General features: G+C 72.7%; 27 protein-coding genes and 1 pseudogene. 9 read left to right on the top strand and 19 right to left on the bottom strand.

Going from position 1 to position 25,560, the window contains the following annotated elements; translation table 11 throughout:
• Nucleotides 1-44: 44 nt before the first annotated feature.
• The gene (locus tag ACIQAK_RS19210) at nt 45-2,198 is read right to left on the bottom strand and encodes a SpoIIE family protein phosphatase (RefSeq protein ID WP_366389082.1); all 2,154 of its coding nucleotides are present in this window, start codon (nt 2,196-2,198) and stop codon (nt 45-47) included.
• A gap of 285 nt (nt 2,199-2,483) precedes the next feature.
• Here ACIQAK_RS19210 and ACIQAK_RS19215 point away from each other — a divergent pair, with 285 nt between their 5' ends.
• The gene (locus ACIQAK_RS19215; RefSeq protein ID WP_366389081.1) at nt 2,484-3,563 is read left to right on the top strand and encodes an enoyl-CoA hydratase/isomerase family protein; all 1,080 of its coding nucleotides are present in this window, start codon (nt 2,484-2,486) and stop codon (nt 3,561-3,563) included.
• A 23-nt stretch (nt 3,564-3,586) separates the two neighbouring features.
• On the opposite strand, the gene ACIQAK_RS19220 is transcribed toward ACIQAK_RS19215, so the two are convergent.
• The 7 genes from ACIQAK_RS19220 to ACIQAK_RS19250 form a co-directional block, all read right to left on the bottom strand.
• Nucleotides 3,587-3,814 (bottom strand): hypothetical protein, encoded by a 228-nt coding sequence (locus ACIQAK_RS19220; RefSeq protein ID WP_366389080.1) that lies wholly within the window; start codon nt 3,812-3,814, stop codon nt 3,587-3,589.
• A 74-nt stretch (nt 3,815-3,888) separates the two neighbouring features.
• Complete coding sequence (locus ACIQAK_RS19225) at nt 3,889-4,374, bottom strand: hypothetical protein (protein WP_366389079.1); 486 nt, start codon at nt 4,372-4,374, stop codon at nt 3,889-3,891.
• A 98-nt stretch (nt 4,375-4,472) separates the two neighbouring features.
• Nucleotides 4,473-4,988 (bottom strand): SRPBCC family protein, encoded by a 516-nt coding sequence (locus ACIQAK_RS19230; protein WP_366389078.1) that lies wholly within the window; start codon nt 4,986-4,988, stop codon nt 4,473-4,475.
• Between the two features lie 156 nt (nt 4,989-5,144).
• The gene (locus ACIQAK_RS19235; RefSeq protein WP_366389077.1) at nt 5,145-5,738 is read right to left on the bottom strand and encodes a hypothetical protein; all 594 of its coding nucleotides are present in this window, start codon (nt 5,736-5,738) and stop codon (nt 5,145-5,147) included.
• Nucleotides 5,729-6,745: a DUF6286 domain-containing protein gene (locus ACIQAK_RS19240; RefSeq protein ID WP_366389076.1), complete on the bottom strand. Its 1,017-nt coding sequence runs from the start codon at nt 6,743-6,745 to the stop codon at nt 5,729-5,731. Before ACIQAK_RS19240 ends, ACIQAK_RS19235 begins: the two co-directional genes overlap by 10 nt.
• Nucleotides 6,742-6,969: a hypothetical protein gene (locus ACIQAK_RS19245; protein ID WP_366389075.1), complete on the bottom strand. Its 228-nt coding sequence runs from the start codon at nt 6,967-6,969 to the stop codon at nt 6,742-6,744. Before ACIQAK_RS19245 ends, ACIQAK_RS19240 begins: the two co-directional genes overlap by 4 nt.
• Nucleotides 6,970-6,973: 4 nt before the next feature.
• Entirely contained in the window at nt 6,974-7,498 is a 525-nt protein-coding gene (locus tag ACIQAK_RS19250) for an Asp23/Gls24 family envelope stress response protein (protein WP_366389074.1), read from the bottom strand.
• A gap of 272 nt (nt 7,499-7,770) precedes the next feature.
• Here ACIQAK_RS19250 and ACIQAK_RS19255 point away from each other — a divergent pair, with 272 nt between their 5' ends.
• Genes ACIQAK_RS19255 through ACIQAK_RS19265 form a run of 3 tightly spaced genes read left to right on the top strand, consistent with a single transcriptional unit; the run spans nt 7,771 to nt 9,490 of the window.
• A complete protein-coding gene (locus tag ACIQAK_RS19255) occupies nt 7,771-8,337 on the top strand; it encodes a sigma-70 family RNA polymerase sigma factor (protein ID WP_366389349.1) in 567 nt (188 codons plus the stop codon).
• Nucleotides 8,334-9,152: a hypothetical protein gene (locus ACIQAK_RS19260; RefSeq protein ID WP_401848473.1), complete on the top strand. Its 819-nt coding sequence runs from the start codon at nt 8,334-8,336 to the stop codon at nt 9,150-9,152. The genes ACIQAK_RS19255 and ACIQAK_RS19260 overlap by 4 nt, the downstream gene beginning before the upstream one ends.
• Complete coding sequence (locus ACIQAK_RS19265; RefSeq protein WP_366389073.1) at nt 9,149-9,490, top strand: Asp23/Gls24 family envelope stress response protein; 342 nt, start codon at nt 9,149-9,151, stop codon at nt 9,488-9,490. The genes ACIQAK_RS19260 and ACIQAK_RS19265 overlap by 4 nt, the downstream gene beginning before the upstream one ends.
• 242 nt (nt 9,491-9,732) lie before the next feature.
• On the opposite strand, the pseudogene ACIQAK_RS19270 reads toward ACIQAK_RS19265, so the two are convergent.
• Nucleotides 9,733-10,404: pseudogene (locus tag ACIQAK_RS19270) on the bottom strand (NADPH-dependent F420 reductase); the annotation flags it as partial.
• 205 nt (nt 10,405-10,609) lie between these two features.
• Here ACIQAK_RS19270 and ctaD point away from each other — a divergent pair.
• Nucleotides 10,610-12,340 carry a cytochrome c oxidase subunit I gene (gene ctaD / locus ACIQAK_RS19275; RefSeq protein WP_366389072.1) on the top strand — a complete coding sequence of 577 codons (1,731 nt, stop codon included), beginning with the start codon at nt 10,610-10,612 and terminating at the stop codon, nt 12,338-12,340.
• A 44-nt stretch (nt 12,341-12,384) separates the two neighbouring features.
• Nucleotides 12,385-12,726, top strand: a complete 342-nt coding sequence (locus tag ACIQAK_RS19280; RefSeq protein WP_366389071.1) for a hypothetical protein — start codon at nt 12,385-12,387, stop codon at nt 12,724-12,726.
• Nucleotides 12,727-12,784: 58 nt separating this feature from the next.
• Here ACIQAK_RS19280 and ACIQAK_RS19285 read toward each other — a convergent pair whose 3' ends face one another.
• From ACIQAK_RS19285 to ACIQAK_RS19305, 5 genes are all read right to left on the bottom strand, one after another.
• Nucleotides 12,785-13,159: a VOC family protein gene (locus ACIQAK_RS19285; RefSeq protein WP_366389070.1), complete on the bottom strand. Its 375-nt coding sequence runs from the start codon at nt 13,157-13,159 to the stop codon at nt 12,785-12,787.
• 122 nt (nt 13,160-13,281) lie between these two features.
• A complete protein-coding gene (locus tag ACIQAK_RS19290) occupies nt 13,282-14,883 on the bottom strand; it encodes a sigma-70 family RNA polymerase sigma factor (protein ID WP_366389069.1) in 1,602 nt (533 codons plus the stop codon).
• Nucleotides 14,884-15,113: 230 nt separating this feature from the next.
• Nucleotides 15,114-15,308, bottom strand: coding sequence for an antitoxin (locus tag ACIQAK_RS19295; RefSeq protein WP_366389068.1), 195 nt, complete (start codon nt 15,306-15,308; stop codon nt 15,114-15,116).
• A gap of 283 nt (nt 15,309-15,591) precedes the next feature.
• A complete protein-coding gene (locus ACIQAK_RS19300; RefSeq protein WP_366389348.1) occupies nt 15,592-16,587 on the bottom strand; it encodes an MASE1 domain-containing protein in 996 nt (331 codons plus the stop codon).
• A gap of 65 nt (nt 16,588-16,652) precedes the next feature.
• Nucleotides 16,653-17,480, bottom strand: a complete 828-nt coding sequence (locus ACIQAK_RS19305) for a PP2C family protein-serine/threonine phosphatase (protein ID WP_366389067.1) — start codon at nt 17,478-17,480, stop codon at nt 16,653-16,655.
• 137 nt (nt 17,481-17,617) lie between these two features.
• Here ACIQAK_RS19305 and ACIQAK_RS19310 point away from each other — a divergent pair, with 137 nt between their 5' ends.
• From ACIQAK_RS19310 to ACIQAK_RS19320, 3 genes are all read left to right on the top strand, one after another.
• A complete protein-coding gene (locus tag ACIQAK_RS19310; protein ID WP_366389066.1) occupies nt 17,618-17,887 on the top strand; it encodes a hypothetical protein in 270 nt (89 codons plus the stop codon).
• A gap of 69 nt (nt 17,888-17,956) precedes the next feature.
• On the top strand, nt 17,957-19,450 hold the full coding sequence (gene mptB / locus ACIQAK_RS19315; protein ID WP_366389065.1) for a polyprenol phosphomannose-dependent alpha 1,6 mannosyltransferase MptB: 1,494 nt from the start codon (nt 17,957-17,959) through the stop codon (nt 19,448-19,450).
• Nucleotides 19,451-19,758: 308 nt separating this feature from the next.
• Complete coding sequence (locus ACIQAK_RS19320) at nt 19,759-21,435, top strand: ATP-binding cassette domain-containing protein (RefSeq protein ID WP_366389064.1); 1,677 nt, start codon at nt 19,759-19,761, stop codon at nt 21,433-21,435.
• Nucleotides 21,436-21,441: 6 nt separating this feature from the next.
• Here the strand turns inward: ACIQAK_RS19320 and ACIQAK_RS19325 are convergent, their stop codons facing one another.
• From ACIQAK_RS19325 to ACIQAK_RS19345, 5 genes are all read right to left on the bottom strand, one after another.
• Nucleotides 21,442-21,666 carry a hypothetical protein gene (locus tag ACIQAK_RS19325; protein ID WP_366389063.1) on the bottom strand — a complete coding sequence of 75 codons (225 nt, stop codon included), beginning with the start codon at nt 21,664-21,666 and terminating at the stop codon, nt 21,442-21,444.
• Nucleotides 21,667-21,779: 113 nt separating this feature from the next.
• The gene (locus tag ACIQAK_RS19330; RefSeq protein ID WP_366389062.1) at nt 21,780-22,400 is read right to left on the bottom strand and encodes a hypothetical protein; all 621 of its coding nucleotides are present in this window, start codon (nt 22,398-22,400) and stop codon (nt 21,780-21,782) included.
• 6 nt (nt 22,401-22,406) lie between these two features.
• Complete coding sequence (locus tag ACIQAK_RS19335; RefSeq protein WP_366389061.1) at nt 22,407-23,027, bottom strand: L-threonylcarbamoyladenylate synthase; 621 nt, start codon at nt 23,025-23,027, stop codon at nt 22,407-22,409.
• 93 nt (nt 23,028-23,120) lie between these two features.
• A complete protein-coding gene (locus ACIQAK_RS19340; RefSeq protein WP_366389060.1) occupies nt 23,121-24,137 on the bottom strand; it encodes a hemolysin family protein in 1,017 nt (338 codons plus the stop codon).
• Entirely contained in the window at nt 24,134-25,471 is a 1,338-nt protein-coding gene (locus ACIQAK_RS19345; RefSeq protein WP_366389059.1) for a hemolysin family protein, read from the bottom strand. The genes ACIQAK_RS19340 and ACIQAK_RS19345 overlap by 4 nt, the downstream gene beginning before the upstream one ends.
• Between the last annotated feature and the right edge of the window lie 89 nt (nt 25,472-25,560).

Below are 25,560 nucleotides of genomic sequence, written 5' to 3' on the forward strand. Positions count from 1 at the left end.
GGTCGAGGGGCGTTCCGCATCGCTCGGGTGATGCGGAACGCCCCTCATCGTGAACCGGCGGGCGGGACCTGCTCCGCGGCGGCCGGTGCGGACGCGGTGGCGGCCGGGGGAGCGGGACCGATCTCGCACCAGACGGCCTTGCCCTCGCCGCGGGGCTCGATCCCCCAGCGGGTGGCGACCGCGTCGAGCAGGAGCAGCCCGCGGCCCGACGTCGAGGTCTCGCCCGGGGTGCGCCGCCGGGGCCAGGCACTCGACCGGTCCTGGACCGACAGCCGGATCCGCCGCACCGGCTCCGGCAGCACTTCCAGCGTCAGGACCGCCCCGCCCTCCGTGTGCAGCAGCACGTTCACCAGCAGCTCACCCGTGACCAGTTCGGCGTCGTCGGCGAACTCGGCCATGCCCCAGTCGGCGAGTGCCTGGCGCACGATCGCGCGGGCGTCCGACAGCCCCTCCGGGTCCGCCTGATGGATGTACTGGTGCAGCCGGGGCGCGTGCGAGGACCCCACGTCCGGGCTGCGCCGCAGGACCAGGAGCGCCACGTCGTCCCCCGACCCCCACCGCTCCCAGAGCCGGTCCGAGAGATGGTCGGCCAGCGCCTCGGCCCCGGCCGGACCCGCGCTCACCTCGCTCCGCAGCGCCTCCACCCCGGTGTCCAGGTCGGCACCCGGCTCCTCCACCAGACCGTCCGTGTACAGGACGAACGTCTCCCCGGGCACCAGGTCGAGCCGGGTCTCCGGGTACTCCTCGTCCTCGAACTCCGTGGAGATGCCCAGCGGCAGACCGCCGCGCACCTGCGGACTGCCGACCCGCCCGTCGGCATGCCGGATCAGCGGCCCGAGGTGCCCGGCGCGGACCACCCGCGCCGCCCCCGTAGCCAGGTCCACCTGGGCGTAGGTACAGGTCGCGAAGCGTTCCGTGTCCAGTTCGGAGAGGAAACGGGAGGCCCGCGCCAGCACCGTCGCCGGGGGATGCCCCTCAGCGGCGTACGCACGCAGGGCGATGCGCAACTGGCCCATGATCGCGGCGGCGTGGGTGTCATGGCCCTGGACGTCCCCGACGACCAGCCCGTACCGGTTCTTGGGCAGGGCGATCACGTCGTACCAGTCGCCGCCGACCTGCCGGCCGGACCAGGCCGCGTGGTAGCGCACCGCGATCTCGCCGCCCTCGATGTCCTGTATGCGAGGCGGAAGCATCGCGGACTGGAGCTGGGTGGCGAACTCCCGCTCCTCGTCGAAGAGCATCGCCCGCTGGAGCGACTGCGCCACGATCGCGGCGAGGCCCAGACACAGGATCCGCTCGTCGGCGTTGAAGACCGTGCGCTCCCGGTAGAAGAGGGCGAGCCCGCCGAGCGACCGGGCCTGGGCCACCAACGGCAGATAGGCGGCGGCCCGGAACCTGAGCTTCCCCAGATGCGGCTCCAGCACCGGATACCGCCGTGCCAGCGCCGCGAGAGACGTGATGAAGCGCGGCCGCCCGCTGCGGATGGCGTCGGCCAGCGGAAGGTTGCGCTCCAGGTCCCCGGAGCCGAGCCCGTCGAGCGCTTCCAGGGACTCGCCGCTCAGTGCCACGATGTTCAGCGCGGAGTTCTCGACGAGCCCCAGGGCCAGCCCGTCCGCGCCCAGCCTCGCCAGGCCGCCGGGTCCCGTGAGCGCGGCCGTCACATCGTCGACGGTCACCGCACGTGACATCGCGCTGGTGGTCCGTTCGACGATGTTGGTCTGACGCTGCCTGCGCTTTTCCAGATCGAGCACGAAGGCCGAATGGGTGACTTCCGCCGTCGCGTCGCGGACGACCCCCACGATGCGGTGCGCCTTGCCGTCCTTCGACCGCAGGATGCGGGCCTGGACATGGGTCCACTGGGTCGTCCCGTCATCCAGCGGAACCCGGAAGTGGACGTTGCAGGAGTTGCCGCCACCGGTGATGGCCTCGTCGATCGTGACGTCCAGCCGGGCCCGCTCCGCCGGCTCCAGCCGCTCCACCAGCGCACTGGGACGCCCCTCGAACGTCGACGGGTCCACACCGAAGACCGCAAGACCCGCGTCGTCGATGTCCAGGGTCCGGGCGTCGAGGTCCCAGTCGAAGCTGCCGGTCCGGTTCATGGCGAGGCGTTCCGTCGGCCCGATCTCACCGTTGGTCCTCCGGTCGATCCGGCGGAGCGGAGCGGCGTCGACGTCCTGCCGCCGTTCGTGGTCGGTCATGCATGCTCCGGAGGTCGTCCGGCGGGGCGCGCGGCGACGCGCCCCGTAGGCCTCAATTGTCGAGCCGCTGCCACCGGAGTGCCACAGCGGAGCAGCTCCGACTTTCTCCCCGGACCACCGCGCCGGCCCTGTGACGCCGCCCCCGCGCACCCGCTCCCGGCCCCGCGCCGCGGCCCCCCTGTCCGCAGCCCGGGCGGGGAGTCGCAGAATGGCGGGGACGGACCGCCCGGTGACGACGGACGATCCGCCCAGGTCTCCACCGTGCCCACTGAGCGGAGCGTACATATGATCGACGACCGGCCCGTCCTGCTGGAGACCCGAGGGCACTCGCTGCACATCACCCTGAACCGGCCGCGTGCCATCAACGCCCTCGACCACACCATGGTGCGGCTGCTCGACGAGGCACTCGCCGACGCCGCGCAGGACGATGCGGTCGTCTCGGTGGTCCTGACCGGAGCGGGTGACCGCGGCCTGTGCGCGGGCGGTGACATCCGCGCCCTCCACGACGACACCCGTGCCGGAGGCCGTGCGTCGCTGGAGTTCTGGCGCGACGAGTACCGCCTCAACGCCCGCATCGCCCGCTTTCCCAAACCGTACGTCGCTCTGATGGACGGCATCGTGATGGGCGGGGGAGTCGGGGTCTCGGCCCACGGCTCCCTCCGCGTCGTCACGGAAAGATCACGCGTGGCCATGCCCGAGACCGCCATCGGATTCGTGCCCGACGTCGGCGGCACCCACCTGCTGGCCGGCGCCCCCGGCGAGCTGGGCACCCACCTGGCACTCACCGGCCGCTCCGTCAAGGCGGCCGACGCCCTGCTGTGCGGCCTCGCCGACCACTACGTCCCCACGCGGCGCCTGCCGGAGCTCACCGAGGCCGTGGCAGCGTCGGCGAGCGCGGAGGAGGTGGCGCGCACGGTACGGGGCTTCGCCGAGGAGCCGCCTGCCGGTGAGCTCGCCGCGCAGCGCGACTGGATCGACGCCTGCTACGCCGCGGACACCGTCGAGGAGATCGTGCGACGGCTCCAGGACGGCTCAGCCCCCACAGCGGCGGCGGAAGTGGCCGCGGAACTGGCGGGCCGGTCGCCCCTGGCGCTCAAGGTCACGCTCGCCGCCGTACGGCGGGCCGCCCGGCTCGGCAGCCTCGAAGCCGTCCTCGACCAGGAGTTCCGTGTCTCCAGCCGGGTCCGTGACGAGCCCGACTTCGTGGAGGGCGTACGCGCCCGGATCATCGACAAGGACGGCAGCCCGCAGTGGAAACCCGCCACCCTGGCCGAGGTGGACGACAGCGCGGTCACCCGCTGCTTCGCCCCCCTCGGGCCGGGTGAGCGGGAACTCGCTCTCGCCCCCGCCGACGGCGCGACCTGAGACCGAGCGCGCGAACCCCCCTCCTACCTGTCGCTGCCGGACAGGCTCGGCTGCAACTCCCGTACCAGAGCGAAGAGCCGGTCCTCGTTCCCCGTCAGCCCCGCCCCGCGCAGGGCGCGGTCGGCCTCCCGCATCGGTGAGGTGAGCAGCGGCAGATACAGCGGGGCGTCTTCCGGGTCCGAGAGCGCGGCCCGGGCGGCCTCCAGCAGGCGGACATACGCCTGCGCCGCGGCGAGCTCGTCTTTGTCCATCTCAGCGTCTCCTGGTCAGAGGTGTCGGACCGTCAAGCATCTCCCATGGGTCTGACAACGCCCCTCCGAGCCCGCTACCGCACCCCGGCGACTCCCGCCGGCGGCTCGACCTCCAGATACCGCCGTCTGCGAGGACCCCGGTAGAGCAGCACGGTCCAGCCGAGCCGACGCAGCACATCGGCGCACTCGGCCAGCGCCTCCTCCTCGTGGTGCGCGGCGCCACTGCCCGGCGGCCCGGCCCAGTCGACCCGCACCGACCCCGCCGACTCACCCGTCCGCACCCGGTACCCGGCCGACAGCCGGTGCCCCGACGCGTCGACGGCGGACGGAGTGGCTCCGCAGCTCTCCAGGGCCAACGCCACGGCCCGCACCGGCCGGTGAAGTTCCCAGGGGGCCGGCGAGGCCTCAGGATCGGCCTGACCGCCACCGGTCAGGCGGCGGATCTGCATCAGACCGTCGAAAGCGGTCCGCACCGAAGCGGCGCGCGCCTCGGCGCTCTCACCATGCGGCGGTCCGTCCCCGGTCGCGGGCTCGAACCCCGCGCCCTCGTCGCTGCCCATACATCCCCCCGCACTCGGCCCACGCGTACGCCCCAGTCTGCACCGGGGGAGTGACACGCTCCGTCCGCCGCCGCGGGGGTGTCCGGCGACGGCACGGCTCACGCAGCTCCCCGGCGGTCCTCCTCCACGGCGGCCTTGAGCCGCTTGAGGGTGGTGCGGATGTTGCCGCGCTGGAACTGCGCGAAGGTCTTCCCGCCCGTCGCAACGCGATCGAAACCGTTGGCCAGGAAGTCCGGCCAAGAACGCCGGTCATCGGTCCACGTCTCGGTCACCCGGGTCCCGCCGTCCACCTCTTCGAAGCGGTACTCCCAGGTGGCGATGGGTCCGGGAAGGCGCGGCCGCCGGGCGCCGATGGCATGGACCCGGAAGGCGAAGCGCTCGCCCGGATCGGCCGCCGTCACGGTGCACCGGGTCGTCCAGCTCACGGCGCCGCGCTTGTTCCTGCCCTCGAACACCATGCCGACGTAGGCGTCACGGCGCTCTCCCCGGACGGTCGCTCCGCGGTTCTCGGGGCTCCAACGGCCCATCGAGGTCGGGTCGCTGAGTTGTTCGTACACATGCGACGGCGGGGCGTCGATGACGATGCTGTCCGCTACGGACATGGTGCGAGGCATGGCGTAACTCCTTCTCCACGGTCGCCGTCGGGCCGTATCCGGGACCGGCCGGACCGTGGCGCCGCATCCCAGGCCCACACCTTACTCACGAGTAGGCAGGGCGTGGCGATGGGGAGCGGCCGGCAGCACCGGCGCCATGGCCGCGTCCGCCGCCGCTCACCGCGCCCGACGTTCCCGCCGGTTCGCCACCCGCACCCGTACGTCGGTCGGCAGCTCGCGCACGCCCGCGCAGTGGCGCGCGTCCGCGACCACCCCGGCGGCGACCCGGCGCACCACCTCCGCGGGCCGGGCCTCCGGCTCGACGACCAGGGTCACCGACGCCCGCAGCGGCCGGCCCACCAAACGCACCCGGGCACGCGCCACCCCGTCGACCGCGGCGGCCTGCGAGGTCATCGCCCGCTCCCACGCCCGCCGCCGCAGCGTCAGACCGGCGCCCCGCAGGCTCACCCAGCGGGGCCCGGACGTCGACACCTGAGCGGTGAACCACCGGACGAGCAGCGCCAGTACGAGGGTGAGGGCCACGATCACGGCAGGCGTCCACCAGCCGTTCTCCCGCAGCCGGGCCAGTCCACCGCGATCCACGAGCACTCCTTCGGCCGCTCGGCCGGACCACCCGCCGGGCACCTCGCGGCCCACCCGGCCCAGTCCCGTACCGTCCCCGACGGCCAGCAGCGTCCCGCCGGCCAGCAGGGCGAGGCCGACCGTCCCGAGCAGCACCCGGTTCACCGCGCCACGCCCGATCACCGACACCCTCCCCACACCCGCACGCCGCTGTCCGCCGCGCCGTTGTCCGCCGCGCCGTTGTCCGCCGCGCCGCTGTGCGCCGCGCCGCTGACCTCCGACGGCACCGGCTCCAGGGACCGCCGGCCCGGTGCGCGCCGCGTCCGGACCCGCAGGGCGGGCGTGGGGCGCAGGCCCAGCTCCGGCAGGCTCGCGCCCAGCACCCGGACCGTCTCGGCGCGCACCTCCTCCAGGCCGCCGTATCCCACACCGGCCCATACCCTCACCCGCCGGCGCCGCACGCTCACCCGAGCCCGGACCACCCCGGGAACGCCGAGCGCCCGCTCCCGCAGGATCCGGGCCGCCGCCGCACGGTCCAGCGCGGCCCGCACCTCCGGGGCGGGCGCCACCATCCGCAGCCGTCGCCGCAGCCCCGGCAGGAGCGCGCACCCCAGCAGCCAGGCGCCGGCGAGCGCGGCGAGCGCACCGCCGAGCCGTACCGCGGTGTCCGCCGGGCCATGGGCCGCAGCCCAGTCGAGCACCGCCGTACGCCACCCGGCGGGAGCCCCGCCGAACCGGACCGCGGCCACATCCACCAGCAGCAGCCCGCATGCCCCGGCCCCCACGGCAGCCAGGACCGCTGCGGGAACGCGGCGCTGCGCCCTGATCCGGGAGCCGGAGCGGCTGTGCGGACCGGGCCCCACCTCCGAAACCCCGGAAGTCTCCGGGACCGCCGGAGAAGCGCCGACCGACAGCGCGTCGACGCGGACCTCGGCGCGCGGCACGGACAGACCCGTCAGGGCCGCCGTCCGCGTCTCCGCCCGCTCCCGGACCCGCTGCGCGGCCTCGTCGGCCCGCACCGGATAGGGCAGCCGCACCTCGACGGCGATCCTCGCGGAGGCCCCGCGCACGGCGGCCGAACCCCGGATCACCGATCCGCCGTCGGGCAGCGCCTCGGCGGCCGCCCGTTCGGCGATCCGCCGGACCGCTCGCGGGGCCACCGTCGTCGTACCGCGCCCGGCGGCGGGAACCGTCACTGCCGCCTCCCCGCCAGCGCGTCCAGGAACTCCCGCAGTCCGGTGCCCCGGTCCACGAGGTGACCGGCGATCCAGCCCAGCGCGCCGAGCGCGGCGACCACCAGGAACGCCCCGAACCCGCCGAACCAGCCCGCGAACCCCAGCGCCATGCCCGCCGCCGCCCCGAGCACGCCCCGGCCCGGCGCGCCGTCCGCCGGGCCGGGGCCGTCCACCCTCCGTGTCACGCCGTCACGCCACGCGGGTCTCGGCCGGAGCGGCCTCGTCGTCGTCCTCGGGCAGGTGCACGTCGTTGACGGTCACGTTGACCTCGACGACCTCCAGACCGGTCGTACGCTCCACCGCCGCGATGACGTTCTCGCGCACGTCGTGCGCCACGTCGGTGATGGCGACGCCGTACTCGACGACGAGGTCCAGGTCGATGGCCGTCTGGCGCTCGCCCACCTCGACCTTGACGCCTCGTCCGACGTTCGGCCGCCCGCCCGGCACACGGTCGCGCACCGCGCCGATCGTGCGGGAGAGACCGCCGCCCATGGCGTGCACGCCCGGGATCTCCCGGGCCGCCATCCCCGCGATCTTGACGACGACGGTGTCGGCGATCGACGTACGGCCCCGCGTCGCGGCGGGCTCCGACGCGCCGGTGGCTCCACGCCCCAGGGTCGTCGTACCGCTGACCCCACCGCTCTGCTTCTGTCCGCCCGCGCCCGGCCCCGTGCCCGCCGCGGGAACGGCTGCGGCTGTCTGGGTGGTGGTCATGAAAACTCCTCGCCTGTCGCTCGGCTCGTTCTGCCTGACGTCTCGTTGGACACGCTGTCCGTCGATTCATCACGCGGGTTCTTGGAAACCTTTCGCCGATCCGTGATCGGGCAGCGCCGTTCGGGGCACATCGGTGCGTGACATTCCGCCGCGCCGGGTGTCCAACGTGCGGACGGGTGCCCGATGGAGGAACCGACAAGTCCGGGAGTCCGAGCAGGTGTCGTGGAACCGACCGAGGGAGGGGCTGGTCCGTGCCCGGCGACGGGAATGAGATGACGGGACGGATGACGGAGGGCGTCCGGACCGACGAGGCGCTGCTGGTCGTACGGGCCGGGGAGGGCGACGAGGAGGCGTTCGAGGTGCTCGTACGGCGGCACAGCGCCGCCCTGCTGCAACTCGCCACGCGGCTCCTGGGGGACCGCGCGGACGCGGAGGACGCCGTTCAGGACGCCTTCGTCAGCGCCTGGCGCAAGCTTCCCGAGTTCCGCCGGGACGCCTCCTTCCACACGTGGCTCTACCGCATCGTCACCAACCGCTGTCTCAACCGGCTCAGATCACGCAGACCGGCGGCGGACCTCGACTCGGTACCCGAACAGGCCGCCCCGGAGCACCAGGCGTCGCCCGCCCGAGCCGTCGAGTCGCGGGCCGCGGCCGACGCGCTGGCCGAGGCGATGGCGGGTCTGTCGCCGGAACAACGTGTCTGCTGGGTGCTCCGCGAGATGCAGGGGCTGCCGTACGAGAGCATCGCGGACACGGTCGGAATCAGTCTGCAGGCGGTCCGCGGCCGGGTCTTCCGGGCCCGCCGCTACCTGACGGAGGCGATGAGCGCATGGCGATGAGCGCCAACCCCGGCCGGCCGGAAGAGAGCCGGTACGCAGAGGAGGAGCGGCTCGCCTGCGGGCGCCTGCTGAGCGATGTCTGGGACGTCTGGGACACCGGCCGGACGGCCGGCGCCCCGCACTTCTCGGTCTGCCCGCACTGCTCGGCGGCCCTGGCCGAACTCACCGGCCTGAGCGATGCCGTACGCCGCACCTGCGCCGAGGAGCCCGGCGTGCCGGAGGCGACCACGGCCGCGATCACCGCCCGCGTGATGGACCTCGTCCGGCTCGAACTGCGCCCCGGACGCCCGCTCCCCCTCGGGGAACCGGAGGAGGACCACTGGATCGTCGAGGCAGCGGCCGCACGGCTGCTGCGGACCGCGGTCGACGCGCTGCCCGGGGTACGGGCCGGTAGCTGCCGGATCACGCCGCTCGACCCGGCCGACCCGACGGGCCCCGTGCACGTACGCGTCGAGGTCACGGCGAGCCTGGACCGCTCGCTGCCGGAGGTGGCCGACGCGGTCCGCGCACGGATCGCCGCGGTCGCCGACCGGGACATCGGGATCCGCCTCGGCGCGGCTGACGTCCTGGTCGTGGACATCCTCGACGACGAGGGCGATCACGACGACACGTACGACGGTCCCAGCGACACGTACGACGGTCCCAGCGACACGTACGACGGTCCCAGCGACACGTACGACGGTCCCAGCGACACGTACGACGGTCCCGGTGGCGCGCATGACGGTCCCGACGTCACGTACGACGGTCCCGGTGGTGCGTACGACGGTCCCGGCGGCGCATTCGACGGTTTCGGCACGGGAGGAGCTGCGCGATGACGGCGGACACACTGCGGGACCGGCTGGCCGAAGCGGTGGCCGGGGCGGCTCGGTCCGTGCCCGGCGTCGCCTTTCTGCGCCCCGGCGTCGTGGACCTGCTGCGGACGCGGGTCGCGGACCGGGCCCCGCGTCGCACCACGGGGCCCGGAGCGCGGGCGCAGGGGGTGCGGGTGAGCCGGGACGAGGCCACCGGTGTCTGGCACATCGATGTCCGCCTCGTCCTGCACCGCGGCCACCGTGCCCTCGACGTCACCCGTGCCGTACACGCCGCGACGCTGGCCGCGGTGCACGCCGAGCCGTCGGTCTCGGTGCGGGTGACGGTGACGGGGGTGGTCTGAGCGGTCGGCCCCCGGCCGGAGGCCGACCACCACGGGACGGCCGGCGGGCGAGCGCTACGGAAGCGGCCGGGAGGGGGCGAGCGCTACAGGGCAGCCGGGGGCGAGCGCTACAGGGCAGCCGCGGGCAAGCGTTACAGAGCAGCCGGGGGCGAGCGCTACAGGGCAGCCGGGGAGCCGACCGCTACGGGACCGGGCCACCGGGATACCCCCCCCCGGCGGCCCGGCGCCCTCCATGGCGCGGATCAGGCGCGCCACTCCGCGGTGCGCTCCGGCGAAGCCTCCGCCAGCGCCTTCACGATGGCGTCGGCATCACCCTGGTTGCCGTAGACCGGCGTCCCGGGCTGCTGACGCCACGACTCGTCCAGGCCACCGGCGTCGACCGTGTCGAAGCCGAGTTCGTCGATGAGGTCGCGGACGGCCTGCTTGGCCGCCGGGTCGTCCCCGGCCACCGGCAGCGCCTGCCGGCCGGGGGTGCCCTGGGGCCGTCCCCGGTCCAGGATGTCCTGCGCGTACGTCCCGTTGAACGCCTTGATCACGGGGCGGCCGATCCGCTGCTCGGTCCACCGGCTCTCCGGCAGCCCGTCCTCGATGGCCTCGATCCTGCCGTCGCGCTGCTGCGGGTAGTAGTTCCCGGTGTCGATGATCGTGGCGCCCTCCGCCGCCTCGTCCAGGAAGCCCTCGGGCAGATCCGGTACGGCCTTGAGCGGGACGGTCACGACGACGATACGGGCGCCTCGCGCCGCCTCGGACGCGGTCACCGGAGTGGCTCCCGTCTCTGCGGCCAGGGCCGTGAGAGTCTCCGGACCGCGGGAGTTGGCGACCGACACCTCATGTCCGAGTGCGGTCAGGCGCCTGGTGAGATTGCCGCCGATGTTGCCCGCGCCGATAATGCCGATCTTCATGGATCCGACCTTCCGATACCTGCTGGGTGGGGAAGAAGTGGTTCTGTCGGTTCACCAACTCCGCTGCTCGGGGGACTATTCCGTTCCGGTGTAGGCCATCTGAGTGTCCTTGCCGGGCTCCGGCGCCGGACGGGGAAGGATGTCCCACCGGACCGATCTCCGTGGGTCCATCCTGGTCACAAAGTCCATACGGGCCGTTGACCGAAGGAGCGTCGCAGTGACGACGAGGGGCATCTCGCAATCGGTGGAGACCGATGCCGCGGAAGGGGACGAACTGCCGGTACGGCTGAAGGAGCCGGGCAACGTCGTCATCAAGTGGATGACCACCACGGACCACAAGACGATCGGCACGCTCTATCTGGTCACCTCCTTCGCCTTCTTCTGCGTGGGAGGGCTGCTGGCCCTGGTGATGCGTGCCGAACTGGCCCGCCCCGGGACTCAGTTGCTGTCGAACGAGCAGTTCAACCAGGCGTTCACGATGCACGGCACGATCATGCTGCTGATGTTCGCGACGCCGCTGTTCGCCGGGTTCGCCAACTGGATCATGCCGTTGCAGATCGGCGCGCCCGACGTGGCGTTCCCGCGGCTGAACATGTTCGCGTACTGGCTGTACCTCTTCGGCTCGCTCATCGCGGTGGCCGGCTTCCTCACCCCGCAGGGCGCAGCCGACTTCGGCTGGTTCGCCTACGCGCCGCTGAACGACGCGGTCCGCTCGCCGGGCATCGGCGCCGACATGTGGATCATGGGCCTGGCCTTCTCCGGCTTCGGCACGATCCTCGGCTCGGTCAACTTCATCACCACGATCATCTGCATGCGCGCCCCCGGCATGACGATGTTCCGCATGCCGATCTTCACCTGGAACGTCCTGCTGACCGGTGTGCTCGTCCTGCTCGCGTTCCCGGTCCTGGCCGCCGCTCTGCTGGCCCTGGAGGCGGACCGCAAGTTCGGCGCCCACATCTTCGACGCGGCCAACGGCGGCGCGCTGCTGTGGCAGCACCTCTTCTGGTTCTTCGGCCACCCCGAGGTCTACATCATCGCCCTGCCGTTCTTCGGCATCGTCACCGAGATCTTCCCGGTCTTCAGCCGTAAACCGGTGTTCGGCTACATCGGCCTGGTCGCCGCCACCATCGCCATCGCGGGACTCTCCGCGATGGTCTGGGCGCACCACATGTATGTGACGGGCGGGGTGCTGTTGCCGTTCTTCTCGTTCATGACGTTCCTCATCGCGGTGCCGACAGGGGTGAAGTTCTTCAACTGGATCGGCACGATGTGGAAGGGCTCCATCTCTTTGGAGACCCCGATGCTCTGGGCGGTGGGATTCCTGGTCACCTTCCTGTTCGGCGGTCTCACCGGCATCGTTCTCGCCTCGCCGCCGATGGACTTCCACGTCTCCGACTCGTACTTCGTCGTCGCGCACTTCCACTACGTGGTCTTCGGTACCGTCGTCTTCGCCATGTTCGCCGGATTCCACTTCTGGTGGCCGAAGTTCACCGGCAAGATGCTGGACGAGCGGCTCGGCAAGGTCACGTTCTGGACGCTCTTCATCGGTTTCCACGGCACGTTCCTGGTGCAGCACTGGCTCGGTGCCGAAGGAATGCCCCGCCGTTACGCGGACTATCTCGCGGCGGACGGGTTCACCGCGCTGAACACCGTGTCGACCATCGCCTCCTTCGTGCTCGGCCTCTCCATCCTGCCGTTCTTCTACAACGTCTGGAAGACCGCCAAGTACGGCAGGAAGATCGAGGTCGACGACCCGTGGGGGTACGGCCGTTCGCTGGAGTGGGCGACCTCCTGCCCGCCGCCGCGGCACAACTTCGTCACCCTGCCGCGGATCCGCTCCGAATCCCCGGCGTTCGACCTGCACCACCCCTCGCTGCGGGCGCTCGAAGAGGCCGCCAACCGGCCCGACACCTCCGTCACCGTGGCCCCGGGGGACAAGCAGGAGTGAGTACGGCCCGCCCCGACCCGCAGCGCCCGACGAGAGGAGGACACGTGAAACCCGACAAGGACAGCGCCCGCGGCCTGGCCCAGCTGGAGGGCTACCTGCTGTGGAACGCCGAGGTGGAGAGGGCGCGAGCGCACGCGCGCCGGTTCACCGACGAACTGCCCTGGCTCACCACCGCCCAGCGCGAGGACGTCGAGCGCGTCTACCTCACCGACCGCGTCGCTCTCTCCCGTGAGTCGCTCACCCGCGTCCGCGACCGGGCGGCCGAACTGCGCGAGGAGTACACCGAGCGCTACGAGCGGCTCCGGGCCCGCTGCGTCGCCCTGTCGGTCACGGCGGTGGGCGCGGTCGTCTGCGCCGGTACGGTGTCGACGCTGCTCCTGCGCTGAACCGGCCGTGATCCGGTGCGGCCCGGCCGCGGCCGCACCGGATCGCCCCCGCGGGCAGTCAGTGCCGTACGAGACAGAACGGGTGCCCGGCGGGATCGGCGTAGACATGCCAGCCGCGCTGCCCCTCACCCCCGTCGAGCAGGGAAGCCCCCAGCGCGATCACCTGTTCGTGGGCGCCGTCCAGATCGGTCACGGCGAGGTCCAGGTGTATCTGCTGGGGCGGATCCTGCCCCGGCCACCGGGGCGCCCGGTAGTCCGCGACCCGCTGGAAGGCCAGCACCAGCCCGGCCGCGTGCACGGTGGACCACTCGTCGTCGAGCGCCCACCGCCGGTCGGGCCGGTCGACCTCGCCGCCCAGCAGCGACGCGTAGAAGCCGGCGAGTTCCCTCGGGTCCCGGCAGTCGAGCACCACACATTGCAGCTCAGCGATCATGACCGCATCGTAGGGCCCGCCGGACGGGCCGTCGGCCCGGCACGGAACACGCGAACACCCGGACGCGCGCCGCGTCGCTGCCACCACCGCGCTGCCGCACGGTGATGATCACCCCGCGCCGCTCAGCGGGCCCCGAACTTCTGCGTCCACACCGGACCGCCGCCGGAGTCCTGCTTCCCGATGCCCATCTCCTTGAAGGAGCAGTTCAGGATGTTCGCGCGGTGCCCCGGGCTGTTCATCCACGATTGCATCACGTCGGCCGGCGTCCGCTGCCCCTTGGCGATGTTCTCGCCGTAGGTGCTCCACCGGTATCCGGCCGCGGAGATCCGGTCACCCGGGTCGGTGCCGTCCGGGGAGGTGTGCGAGAAGTAGTCCCGGGATGCCATGTCGGCGGAGTGCCGCTGCGCGGCCGTCGCCAGCTGGTCGTTGGAGGTCACCGGCCCGCAGCCCTCCTTCGCCCGCTCGGCGTTGACGATCTGGAGGACCTGGCCGCCCACCGACGCCGGAGGGGCGGGCGCGGGCGGCGGGGGTTTCGGGGCCGGGGCGGCCGTGCTCGGTGCGGGGGGCCGGGTGCTCTTCGTCGGCGAGGGCTTGGGCTTGCGCGAAGGGCTCTTCTTCGGCGAGGCGCCGGCCGAGGGCGAAGCGGACGAGGCCGAGGCCGACGGCGACGCCACCGTCGGCGTGGGGGAGGGGCCGGTCGTCGTGGGGAGGGTCGCGCTCGCGGTGGACCCCCCGGCGCTCAGCGTCGTCGCGTCCCGGTCCTTCTCGTCGGAGTAGAGGTGCACGGCCGCGCCACCGGTCCCCAGAGCCGCGACGGCGACCACGGCGGCGATGGCCGAGTTGCGGCGCCGCCGCCGTACCTGGCCACGCCTGCGACCGGCCCGGCCCGCCCCGGCGGCGGAGTCCGCGGTGAGCTGGGCGGCCGTCGGCAGCAGATCCGGTGCCATCGCCCCGCCGGCGGTCGCGGCCACCGGGACCAGCCCCAGACCCACCAGCAGGCCCTCCGCGGGCACCAGCCCCGAGCCGTGGCCCGAGCAGACGGTGCACTCACGGGCGTGGCGGGCAAGCCGCTTGCGCCACAGGGCGGACGGGACCCCGTCCCAGCCGGCGAGGAGGTCCTCCAGCAACACGCACGGCGGATCGGCCGCCAGCGCGCCCACCACGACCCTGGCCGCCTCCAGCTGCGCCTTCATCCGCTGGACGCGTACGGCGGTGTGCTGCGGGGAGAGCTCCAGGGCCGCCGCGACCTCGGCCCGCGACAGCTGGCCCGCCGTCTCCAGCCACCACAGCGACAGCAGCGCGCGGTCGTCCTCGTCCAGCCACCGCGTCGCCTCCGCCACCTGGCGCCGCTGCCCGGTCAGTCCGAGCCGCAGAATGGTCAGCTCGACGAAGTCGGCGCGCGGGTCGGCCAGGTCGAACGCGTCGTCCAGCCGGTCGGCGGACAGGGTCCCCGACCGGCCCTCGCGCCAGTGCCGGCGTATCTCGTTCATGGCTATCGCCACGAGCCAGGAGCGGAAACTCTCCGGATCACGCAGCTCGGGCAGGCTGCGCAGCATCCGCAGCGCCGTCTCCTGCACCACGTCGTCCACATCCGCGTGCCCGTTCAACGCCCGGCCGACGACGTTGTACAGCAGCGGCAGGTACGCGGCGACGAGCCGGTCCTTGGCCTCCTGGTCGCCGTTCCGCGCCGCCGCGATCAAGGCCGTCCCGTGATCCTTGCCCATGCTGTGCTCACTCTTCCGGGGTCCGGTGCTGTCACTTCCCACACTCGGGAGATGCGGTGCGGGCCGGACAATAACAAGAATCCGATGAGCATCCCGGATTTCTCCCGGCGCCCCGTCACCCGGGCGGTCGGGGACAGGTCCGGACGCACCCGGTCCGTGCCACGGGATGTGAGCCATGGCACGGACCGGGTACGAGCGGACGGGGGCCGGCCGTTCGCCGGCGGCGGCGGTCAGGTGCGCGGCGGTCCGTCCTGGCCGCGCTCCCCGCCGAACTGCTGCCTGAGCTTGTCCTGGCCGGTGTCGACCTGACCGCTGTACTTGCCCTTGGTCCTGTCGTCGACCATGTCGCCGGCTTTGTCGACGCCCTTGTCGGCCTTGTCCTCGTGACCCTTGAGCATCTTCTTGATCTTGTCCATGGCGGACATGCCTGATCCTCCTCGCCTCTGCGCCCCCACCCATCAAGGGTCACCGCACCCGGCCTGGTCCGCATCCCCGCGGCGTCCGTACGCGTCCCTGGCGCCCGGCACGCGTACGGACGGAGAAGCCGCGCGCGGGAGCGGAAGTGTGAAGCCGCGCCCACTGGGCAGATACCGGTCACCTGGAGGAGGTGGTGGCCATGGGCCGCATCCGCATCGTTGTCCGTCGACCCCCGCCGCCGTCCGGGCCGCCCCCGCTGGACCTGCGCACCCCCTCCGGCCGGCCGCTGCCCTACTGACCGGAGCGCGGCGGCTCGTCGTCGTACCGGGCCGACCGCCGTCCCGGCAGCGGAGCGAGCTGCTCCACGAGCGCCTCCAGCTCCACGACCGCGTGCTCCGTCTCCCGGCGGATGTTCTGGTGCTCGGCCACGATCGCCCCCAGCAGCAGCGCCGTGAGCGCCACGCAGCCGTTGAACACGGTGAGGTTGGCCATGACCTCCATCAGCGTGTGGCCCGCGAATGGGCCCAGGGCATCCGTCCCGGCGGTGATCGCCAGCACCGACACCACCAGGGCGCACGGCGCGCTCCCGGGCAGCTGGAAGCGGAGCGCCGCCCAGACGATCACCGGGAACACCAGATAGATCATCGAGAGCGGGCTTCTCGTGGAGAAGTACCCCGCCACGACCACGACGACCGCCAGGAGGCAGGCCTCCGGCCACCGGTCGGACAGCCGTGGCCACCGCACCCGGCTCAGCACCAGCAGTACGGGAGTGACCACGAGAACGCCCATGGCGTCCCCGGCCCACCAGGACGACCACACCAGCCAGAAGAGTCCCGAGGGAACCTTGTCGTCGAGCATCAGCGTCACGCTGCCGACGGTGGCGCTGATCAGCATCCCGGCGAACGCGCCCAGGAAGACCAGGCAGATCCCGTCCCGCAACCGGGCCAGTTCGCCGCGGAAGTCCACCTGGCGCAGCAGCGCGTAGGCGGCGAGGGGCGCGAGGGTGTTGCCCAGGACGATGCCCAGCCGCGACAGGGTGAACGCGTCACCGATGGCGGAGACCGTGAAGAGCGCGCCCAGGGCGATGCCCGGCCAGACCCGGGCGCCGAAATACAGCAGGGCGGCGAGAGAGATCCCGGTGGGCGGCCAGAGCGGGGTGACCACCGCGCCGTCCACCACCACCTGGCGCGTCAGTCCGAGCCGTCCCGACAGGTAGTAGGCGCCGGTCACGCCCAGGATCTGCGCCACGTACAGGGCCCGACGTCTGGCTTCCTCGCTGCGGATCACAGCACTCATCAGACACCGACCTCGCGGAGGAGACCTCCGGTGACACGCGCCCTACGGTCTCGGCGTCACCGCGCACCGGCCGGGGCGTGCCGCAGGACGAGTACGGCCGCGTCGTCCTCGTGGCCCGTCAGCTCCGCCGCTCCGAGGACACCGTCGGCCAGGTCGTCCGCGCTCGCCCCGGCATGGGCGCCGGCCAGTCGCCGTACCCGGTCCAGGCCGTCCTCGATCAACAGCGACGGGCCCTCGACGACACCGTCGGTCAGCAGCACGATCGCGCCGTCCGTGTCCAGGGTCCGCCGGGTGACGGGATACCTCTCGCCCGTCTGGATCCCCAGGGGCAGACCCCCCGGGTCCTCCATGATGCCGGACCGCCCGTCCACGCTCGCCCACACACTGGCCACGTGCCCGGCCCGCGCACCGCGCAGCTCCCAGGTGCGCGGGTCCAGCCGGAGGAACGTACAGGTGGCGAAGAGGCCGGAGTCCACGGAGAGCAGGAGGTCGTTGGTCCGGCCCAGGACCTCACCCGGGTCGGAGACCGTACCCGCGATCGCCCGCATCGCGATGCGGACCTGTCCCATGAAGGCCGCCGCCTCCACGTCGTGCCCCTGGACGTCACCGATGGCGAAGCCCAGGGCGCCGTCCGCGAGCGCGAAGCCGTCGTACCAGTCACCGCCGATGTCCAGGCCGTCCCGGGCGGGGGTGTAGCGCGCCGCGGACTGGAGGCCGGGGAGGGCGGGAAGGGTCGCCGGAAGCATGTCGCGCTGAAGGGCCTGCGCGAGTTCCACTCTGGCCTGGTGGAATTCCACCTCCCGCCGAGCGCGGGCAGTGAGGCTCTGCAACGTGCTGAGCAGGTCCTCGGCGCTTACCGAGCGGGGAGTCCGACGCCGGTTCATGGGCTGCTCCGCGGTGCGTGAGTCCCTGAATCATATGGTGCGCACCCCGCGGCGGCGACTTCACCGCCCACGGACCCCCACCGTCGGATGGCCCCGCACGCCGGGCCGTTGTCAGTGGCCGATGGGATGCTGCCTGCATGGACGAGCTGATGAGGCAGCGACGGGTGTACGGCACCGACCACGACGATCCGCACCCCGGCCCGAGGCCGGGCCACGACTACCGGGAGCTGGTCGGCGGCCCGCTCGACGGGCTGCTCCTGGACGTCACCGGCTGGAGCGACGAGGCTTTGCGCGAGGGGGTCGGACTGGTCACGGAGATAGGCGCCTACGGACCGGGCGGCCGCGCGGAGTACGGGCCCCGCTCGCTCGACGGCCACCAGTGGGACTGGCGCGGCGACGTGCGCTAGAGCGGCGGGAGAGGGTTACGAGGGCGCGGCAAGGCCCTCCACCTACCCCGTCCGATAGGTTCTCCGGTCATGTGGGCTTTGAGTGCTGTCGGATACCGTCGGCTGGGCGCGGCAGCCGCCCTGGCGACCGCCGCGGGCGGCTGGATCTCCGGAAAGCTGCCGGCCCGCGACCCCTGGGGCCTCTGGGTCGACCACGGCTCCACCCCGCGGACGGCCGCGGCCGTCCTCGCGTACGTCGGACTGACCGTGCTGGTCGTCGCCTGGTGGCAGTACGGCAGGACCGCCGCCTCCGTGCGGGAAACGCTCACCACCCTCGCCTGGTGGACGGCACCGTTCCTGCTCACGCCCCCGCTCTACAGCGCCGACGTCTACAGCTACATCGCCCAGGGCGCGATGGTCGTGGAGGGCCACGACGTCTACACCGTGGGCCCCTCCAGCCTGGATCCCGCCGGAATCGGCGGCGACGCGGCGGCGAGCGTCGGCAACCACTGGCGCGACACCCCGGCCCCCTACGGCCCGCTGTTCCTGCTCCTGTCCGCCGCGGTGGCGAGGACGACCGGCGGCACCATCGTGCCCGCCGTCCTGGCGATGCGTCTCATCGCCCTCGCCTCGCTGGTCCTCATCGTCTGGGCCCTGCGCCGACTGGCCCGTGAGCACGGAACGAGCGAGAGCCGCGCCCTGTGGCTGGCGGCGCTCAACCCGCTCCTGCTGATGCACGTGGTCGGGGGCGCGCACAACGACGGCCTGATGATCGGGCTCATGCTCACCGGGCTGACGCTCGCGCTGCGGGGCAGGTGGGTGGCCGGCAGCGCCCTGATCGGGCTCGCCATGATGGTCAAGTCCCCGGCCGCCGTATCGCTGCTGTTCATCGGCGTCCTCGTGCACGCGTCGGCGACCGGACCGCGGATCCGGCGGTGGGCCAAGGGGCTCCTTGCCCCCGGCCTCGTCGCGTGTGCCGTCGCCGGTTCGGCGACGCTGGTCAGCGGCACCGGCTTCGGCTGGCTCAGGACCCAGGGCGTCGCCGGCAACATCCACACGGCGCTCTCCGTCGTCAGCGACCTCGGGCTGGGCATCGGCGAACTGGGCCGCCTGCTCCTGGGCGCCGACCCCGAACCGGTCGAGTCCGCCGTGCAGACCCTCGGTCTCGCCGCGGCACTCGTCCTGATCGTCGTCCTGGCCCGCAGGTCGATGAACGGCCACCTGCCACCGGTCGACGCCCTGGGCCTCGGCCTGCTCGCACTGGTCGCGCTCTCGCCCATGGTGCAGCCCTGGTACCTCCTGTGGGGGCTGGTGGTCGTGGCTGCCACCCGACAGCACGGCCGGGTCACCACCGTCCTGACCGTGCTGTCCGCGGCGCTCGTGTACGAGACCCACCCCACGGGCGCCACCCCGCCCCACGGGTTCGTCCTCGCCGGCCTCGCGGCCCTTCTCGCCACGCTGGTCGTCCGCCGTGGGCCACGTGTCCCGGAAGCCGATCGGGTGCCCGGACGGCGCACCGCCGCCCCCGCCCCCGCCCCCGCGCCCGCCGCGCGGAGCGCCGAGGCCCCGCAGTGCACCCCATAGAAAATCGCTCGACGCCCGTCGCGGCCCTCCGGTACGCTGCTCACGTCCTGTTGTCTCCGATAGAGGTGGACGTTGCGCATCTGAGGTCCGCGATCATCGCGCGGTACGGCCCTGGCCCGTATCCGGTCACGACGCTGTCGGCATTCCTGCCGCCCGTGACTTCCGCGTGCATGCGACCTCGGTGCTGAGCCGTCCTCCACTTCGCAGGACTGTCTTCTCCCACCGCTCTCCGGCCTCCGGTCGGGTCGCCGCGTGCTGTTCGCATACGAAGCCCCCCTTCCTCCCGCTTCCGACTGCGAGAACCCACCATGAGCCATCCCACCGCGCCCAGCGCCTCCGTTGCCCTTTCCCACCTCACCTTCCGGTGGTCCGACGGTACGAACCTCTTCGACGGGCTCTCCCTCACCGTCCCCCGGGGCCGTACGGGCCTGGTCGGCGCCAACGGCACGGGCAAGTCGACCCTGCTGCGCCTGCTCGCCGGACAACTGCGCCCCGCGGAGGGGTCCGTCGCCGTGGGCGGAAACCTCGCCTACCTGCCCCAGAACATCACCCTGGACACGGACCTGCGGGTCGACGAGGCTCTCGGAATCGCCGAGCGCCGCGCCGCCCTGCGCGCCATCGAGTCCGCAGACGTACGGGAGGAGCACTTCGAGACGGTCGGCGACGACTGGGACATCGAGGAGCGCGCCACGGCCACTCTCGGCTCCCTCGGCCTCGGCGCCGTCGAGCTGGACCGCACCGTGGGGCAGCTGTCCGGCGGGGAGACCGTCCTACTGCGGCTGGCCGCCCTGCTGCTGGAACGCCCCGACGTCCTCCTCCTCGACGAGCCGACCAACAACCTGGACCTGTTCGCCCGCCGCAGGCTCTACGAGGCCGTCGACTCCTGGCGCACCGGCATCCTGATCGTCGTCAGCCACGACCGGGACCTGCTGGAGCGGGTCGACCGCATCGCCGAGCTGCGAGCGGGTTCGGTGAACTGGTATGGGGGCGGCTGGTCCGCCTACCAGGACGCCCTCGCCACCCAGCAGGAGGCCGCCGGGCGGATGCTGCGTTCCGCCGAGGCCGACGTACGGCGCCGGCAGCGCGAGCTGGAGGAGACCCGGATCAAGGTGGCCCGCCGCCAGCGCCACGACAAGAAGCTGGACGCCCAGCGACGCGCCCCGCGCATCGTCGCCGGCGAACGCAAGCGCTCCGCCCAGGAGTCGGGGGACCGGTTGCGCGGACTGCACGAGGACCGCCTCGACGAGGCCCGCGAGCGCAGGGAGGAGGCCGCCGAAGCCGTCCGCCGGGACGCCGAGATCAAGGTGAGCCTGCCCCACACCGCCGTACCCGCCGGCCGCACCGTCCTGACCGTACGGGACCTGAGCCTGCCCCACGGGCGGCTGCGGGCCGGTAGCCTCCAGGTGCGGGGGCCCGAACGCATCGCCCTGATCGGCCGCAACGGGGCGGGCAAGACGACCCTGCTGCGCACGCTCACCGGGGAGCTCCAACCGAGCTCCGGCGAGGCCACGGTGTCCGTGCCGCTGAAGTTCCTTCCGCAGCGGCTCGACGTCCTCGACGACACCTTGAGCGTCGCCGCGAACGTCGTCCGCACGGCTCCCGGCACCACCGACAACCAGATCCGTTCCCAGCTCGCCCGGTTCCTCTTCAAGGGCGCCCGCGCGGAGCAGCCGGCGGGCACCCTCTCGGGCGGCGAACGCTTCCGGGCCGCGCTCGCGGCGATGATGCTCGCCGCACCCGCCCCGCAGCTGCTTCTGCTGGACGAGCCGACGAACAACCTCGACCTGGCCGGCGTGCGGCAGCTGACGAGCGCCCTGGAGTCCTACGAGGGCGCCCTCGTCATCGCCGGTCACGACCTGCCGTTCCTGGAGTCCGTGGGCATCACCCGATGGATTCTGCTGGACGACGAGTTGCGGGAGACCGACGCCGAGGAGGTGCGTGAACTGTTCGGCAGCCCGGAATCCACCCCGGCGAGTCCGGTGTGACGTCGCTCAGGCAGCCTCGTAGCGGTGGGCCCGCCCACCCCGCCATTCGACCCACACCGGGTTGTCGAGGATTCGATCCGCCTCTTCGAGACCGGCCCCGCTCAGGAACACGATCACGTCGTGGTCGCTGTGGGCCAGCCCGAGTATCTCGTCCCGGCCTTCGTAGTGCACGGTCACCCGGCGGCCACCCGAGGGGGTCGGCCGGTGGATGACGATCGGGGGATTAGCCATGGCTCCACCCTGCGACGCGCCCCGCCCCCTCGCATCCCCGGCGCGTCGCCTCCGCGGGCGGGCCCCGGACGGTCCGGTGAGGGCCGCGCCCTCCCGGGGGGCCGGAGGAGCCCTCACCGCCCGGCGGGCCTGATTTCCACCGTTGTGGTGACGCGCACCAGGGCGGGGGTGCGCGGCGCCGAGCCGAACCCGAAGGCGACGGGCGGATCGAGCGGGGCGAGCGGGCCCAGGTGCACCCCGTCCAGTGAGGCGTCCGCGGCCAGTACCGGCCGCAGGTCCCGCGCCCCGTACCACTCGCGCCGACCCGGACCCGCGCGGCCCAGGGTGCGTACGCCGGGCATCAGCAGCCGCGCCGGAACGTCGCACAGCGCTGCCCAGTGCGGGCTGCGGACGAGCGGTGCCGGTACGAGGGACAGCAGCAGACCGAGGGCCGACCGGCGCCCGGCCCGCAGCCGCAGGCGCAGCGGACCCGCCTCGACGCGCCAGGTGGCCCCGGCGACGCTGACGGCCACGGGAACCACCTCGACCCGGTCGAAGCGGTAGGTGGCGGCGACGAAGTCCGCGATCGGGCGGGACGGGGCCAGCAGGACCCGCTCGCCGTCCGGGTGCTCGACCATGACGTCGCTGAACGGCCCGAACGGGGAGCGCGGCCAGTGCCCGACCACCAGCCGGGTACCGGAAGACGTACCCACACCGGCGATCCAGCCGTCGAACCGCAACCGCTCGCCCGCCACGGCCGCCTACTCGAAGCGCGACGGGTCGCCGGCGCCGCGTCGCACGATCTCCGGCTCGTCGCCGGAGAAGTCGATGACCGTGGTCGGTTCGGTGCCGCAGTCACCCGAGTCGATGACGGCGTCCACCTCGTGGTCGAGCCGCTCCTTGATCTCCCAGCCCTGCGTCAGCGGCTCCTCCTCGTCCGGCAGCAGCAGGGTGCTGGAGAGCAGCGGCTCGCCCAGCTCGGCGACCAGTGCCTGGGTCACGACATGGTCGGGGATGCGCACACCGACCGTCTTCTTCTTCGGGTGCAGCAGCTGGCGGGGCACCTCCTTCGTCGCCGGGAGGATGAAGGTGTAGCTGCCGGGCGTGGCCGCCTTGACCGCGCGGAACACGTCGTTGTCGACGCGGACGAACTGTGCCAGCTGCGCGAAGTCGCGGCACACCAGCGTGAAGTGGTGGCGGTCGTCGAGATCGCGGATCGACCGGATCCGCGCGATGCCGTCGCGGTTGCCCAGCTGACAGCCCAGTGCGTAACAGGAATCGGTCGGATAGGCGACGAGCGCACCGGAACGGATGCTGTCGACCACCGTGCCGATCGTGCGCGGCTGGGGATTCTCGGGGTGCACGTCGAAGTACTTGGCCATCCGCCGAGCTTACGTGCTCGCGGGCGGCCCGGGCGGACAGCGGGGGAGGCGGCCCGGGACGCCGGGCCGCCTCCCCTCCCAGCTCTCGTACGGTCAGACCGTGGCGGGTCCGACCAGCTCCTCCAGGACGTCCTCCATCGTCACGAAGCCGATGACCGTGCCCTTGCCCCCGGCGACGGCGGCGAGGTGCGTACCGGCGGCACGCATCGCCGTGAGGGTGTCGTCGAGCGGGGTGTCGATCTCGACCCGGATCACGGGGTGGAGCGCGCTCGAAGGCAGCGGTTTGGTGCGCTCCGCGACCCCGAGGGCGTCCTTGATGTGCAGGTAGCCCAGCACCCCGTCGTCCGGCCCGGTCACCGGCAGCCGGGAGAAGCCCGAGGCGACGGCCGCCCGCTCCAACTGCTGCGGGGTGATGCCGCGGTCGACGGTGACGGTCCGGTTCAGCGGGACCATCACCTCGCCGACCGGCCGGGTGCCGAGCTCCAGCGCGTCCCGCAGCCGCTCACCGTCGGCCGGGGCGAGGAGACCGGCATCGCTGGAGTCCTTCACCAGCCGGACCAGTTCGTCGTCGGTGAAGACCGAGGCGACCTCGTCCTTGGGCTCGACCTTCAGCAGCCGCAGCAGCATGTTGGCGAACGCGTTGATGCCGAAGATGACCGGGCGCAGCGCCCGGGTCAGCGCCACCAGGGACGGTGCCAGCGCCAGGGCCGTCGCAACGGGCGCGGCGAGCGCGATGTTCTTCGGGATCATCTCGCCGATGAGCATGTGGAGGTAGGTCGCCAGGGTCAGCGCTATGACGAAGGCGATCGGGTGGACCAGCGCGTCGGGAACGCCGATCGCGTCGAACGGCGGCTCCAGCAGGTGGGCGATCGCCGGTTCGGCGACGGCACCCAGCACCAGGGAGGAGATGGTGATGCCGAGCTGAGCCGTGGCCATGGCGGCCGACAGGTGCTCGATGCCCCACAGGGTGCTCTTCGCCCGTCGGCTGCCGCGTACGGCCTGCGGCTCGATCTGGCTGCGACGCACGGAGATCAGGGCGAACTCGGCGCCGACGAAGAACGCGTTGGTGAGGAGGGTGAGCGCGCCGATGAGAAGCTGAACGGTGGTCATCGGGCGTCCTCCTCCGCAAGGGCCAGGGCGGGGACCGGCGCGGTGATCCGCACCCGGTCGGCCCGGTGGTGCTCGATGTCGAGCACGTCGAACTGCCAGCCGTCGATGTCGACCCGGTCCGTGCGGACGGGGATCCGGGCGAGCTGGTTGGCGAGGAGACCCGCGAGCGTCTCGTACGGGCCCTCCGGCGCGGGGAAGCCTATCCGGTCGAGCTGGTCCAGCCGGATGCTGCCCTCGGCCTCCCAGACCGGGCGGCCGTCGCCGAGCGGCTCGGCCGGTGCCAGGTCGGGGCGCTCGTGCGGATCGTGCTCGTCGCGGACCTCTCCGACGACCTCCTCCACGATGTCCTCGACGGTGGCGACCCCCGCCGTACCGCCGTACTCGTCGATCACGACCGCCATGGTCCGGTGCCGGCGCATCTGCGCCAGCAGCCGGTCCACAGGCAGCGAATCCGGTACGAGGAGGGGCTCGGTGGCCAGCGCCGTGACCGGGGTCCGGGCGCGCTCGGTCTCGTCCAGGGCCAGGACGTCGCGGATGTGGACCGTGCCGATGACCTGGTCCAGGCTGTCGCGGTAGACCGGGAAGCGGGACAGGCCGGTGGCCAGCGTCAGGTTGGCCGCGTCGGCGGCGGTGGCGTGGGCCTCCAGGGCCCGCATGTCCACCCGGGGCGTCATCACGTTCTCGGCGGACAGCTCCGCCAGGTTCAGGGTGCGGACGAACAGCTCCGCCGAGTCCTGCTCGATGGCGCCCTGACGGGCCGAGTGCTGGGCGAGAGCGATCAGCTCCTGCGGGGTACGGGCCGAGGCCAGCTCCTCGGCCGGCTCCAGGCCGAACCGGCGTACGGCGCGGTTCGCCGTGTTGTCGAGGTGGCGGATCAGCGGGGCGAAGCAGGCGGTGAACGCGCGCTGCGGCCCGGACACGACCTTGGCGACGGCGAGCGGGCTGGAGATCGCCCAGTTCTTCGGGACGAGCTCGCCGACGACCATGAGGACGACGGTGGACAGCGCCACACCGAGCAGGGTCGCAACCGTGGACACGGCGCCTGCCGCGAGCCCGGTGGACTCCAGCGGCGAGCGCAGGAGCACGGCCAGGGACGGCTCGGCCAGCATGCCGATGACCAGGGAGGTCACCGTGATGCCGAGCTGGGCGCCGGACAGCTGGAACGTGAGCCGCTTGGCGGCCTTGAGCGCGCTTTCGGCCCCGCGCTCACCGGCCTGCGCGGCTCGTTCGAGCTCGCCGCGCTCGACGGTGGTCAGCGAGAACTCGGCCGCGACGAACACCGCGCACGCCAGAGTCAGGCCGAGGGCGAGAAGGAGCAGGAGTACTTCGCTCACCGTGTCACCTCCGTCCCCAGGTCCATCGGGGCAGGGATGACACGGTTCGTACTGGGAGGCTCACCCATTGCGGTACCGCAGCTCCTTCT

Origin of the sequence: Streptomyces sp. NPDC088706 (assembly GCF_044752765.1) — a bacterium.
GTDB lineage: Bacteria > Actinomycetota > Actinomycetes > Streptomycetales > Streptomycetaceae > Streptomyces.

Coding starts and splice junctions, on each gene's coding strand:
- ACIQAK_RS19210 (WP_366389082.1), bottom strand. CDS start 2,198: ATGACCGACCACGAACGGCGGCAGGACGTCGACGCCGCTCCGCTCCGC.
- ACIQAK_RS19215 (WP_366389081.1), top strand. CDS start 2,484: ATGATCGACGACCGGCCCGTCCTGCTGGAGACCCGAGGGCACTCGCTG.
- ACIQAK_RS19220 (WP_366389080.1), bottom strand. CDS start 3,814: ATGGACAAAGACGAGCTCGCCGCGGCGCAGGCGTATGTCCGCCTGCTG.
- ACIQAK_RS19225 (WP_366389079.1), bottom strand. CDS start 4,374: ATGGGCAGCGACGAGGGCGCGGGGTTCGAGCCCGCGACCGGGGACGGA.
- ACIQAK_RS19230 (WP_366389078.1), bottom strand. CDS start 4,988: ATGCCTCGCACCATGTCCGTAGCGGACAGCATCGTCATCGACGCCCCG.
- ACIQAK_RS19250 (WP_366389074.1), bottom strand. CDS start 7,498: ATGACCACCACCCAGACAGCCGCAGCCGTTCCCGCGGCGGGCACGGGG.
- ACIQAK_RS19255 (WP_366389349.1), top strand. CDS start 7,771: ATGACGGGACGGATGACGGAGGGCGTCCGGACCGACGAGGCGCTGCTG.
- ACIQAK_RS19260 (WP_401848473.1), top strand. CDS start 8,334: ATGAGCGCCAACCCCGGCCGGCCGGAAGAGAGCCGGTACGCAGAGGAG.
- ACIQAK_RS19265 (WP_366389073.1), top strand. CDS start 9,149: ATGACGGCGGACACACTGCGGGACCGGCTGGCCGAAGCGGTGGCCGGG.
- ACIQAK_RS19285 (WP_366389070.1), bottom strand. CDS start 13,159: ATGATCGCTGAGCTGCAATGTGTGGTGCTCGACTGCCGGGACCCGAGG.
- ACIQAK_RS19290 (WP_366389069.1), bottom strand. CDS start 14,883: ATGGGCAAGGATCACGGGACGGCCTTGATCGCGGCGGCGCGGAACGGC.
- ACIQAK_RS19295 (WP_366389068.1), bottom strand. CDS start 15,308: ATGTCCGCCATGGACAAGATCAAGAAGATGCTCAAGGGTCACGAGGAC.
- ACIQAK_RS19305 (WP_366389067.1), bottom strand. CDS start 17,480: ATGAACCGGCGTCGGACTCCCCGCTCGGTAAGCGCCGAGGACCTGCTC.
- ACIQAK_RS19310 (WP_366389066.1), top strand. CDS start 17,618: ATGGACGAGCTGATGAGGCAGCGACGGGTGTACGGCACCGACCACGAC.
- mptB (WP_366389065.1), top strand. CDS start 17,957: ATGTGGGCTTTGAGTGCTGTCGGATACCGTCGGCTGGGCGCGGCAGCC.
- ACIQAK_RS19320 (WP_366389064.1), top strand. CDS start 19,759: ATGAGCCATCCCACCGCGCCCAGCGCCTCCGTTGCCCTTTCCCACCTC.
- ACIQAK_RS19325 (WP_366389063.1), bottom strand. CDS start 21,666: ATGGCTAATCCCCCGATCGTCATCCACCGGCCGACCCCCTCGGGTGGC.
- ACIQAK_RS19335 (WP_366389061.1), bottom strand. CDS start 23,027: ATGGCCAAGTACTTCGACGTGCACCCCGAGAATCCCCAGCCGCGCACG.
- ACIQAK_RS19340 (WP_366389060.1), bottom strand. CDS start 24,137: ATGACCACCGTTCAGCTTCTCATCGGCGCGCTCACCCTCCTCACCAAC.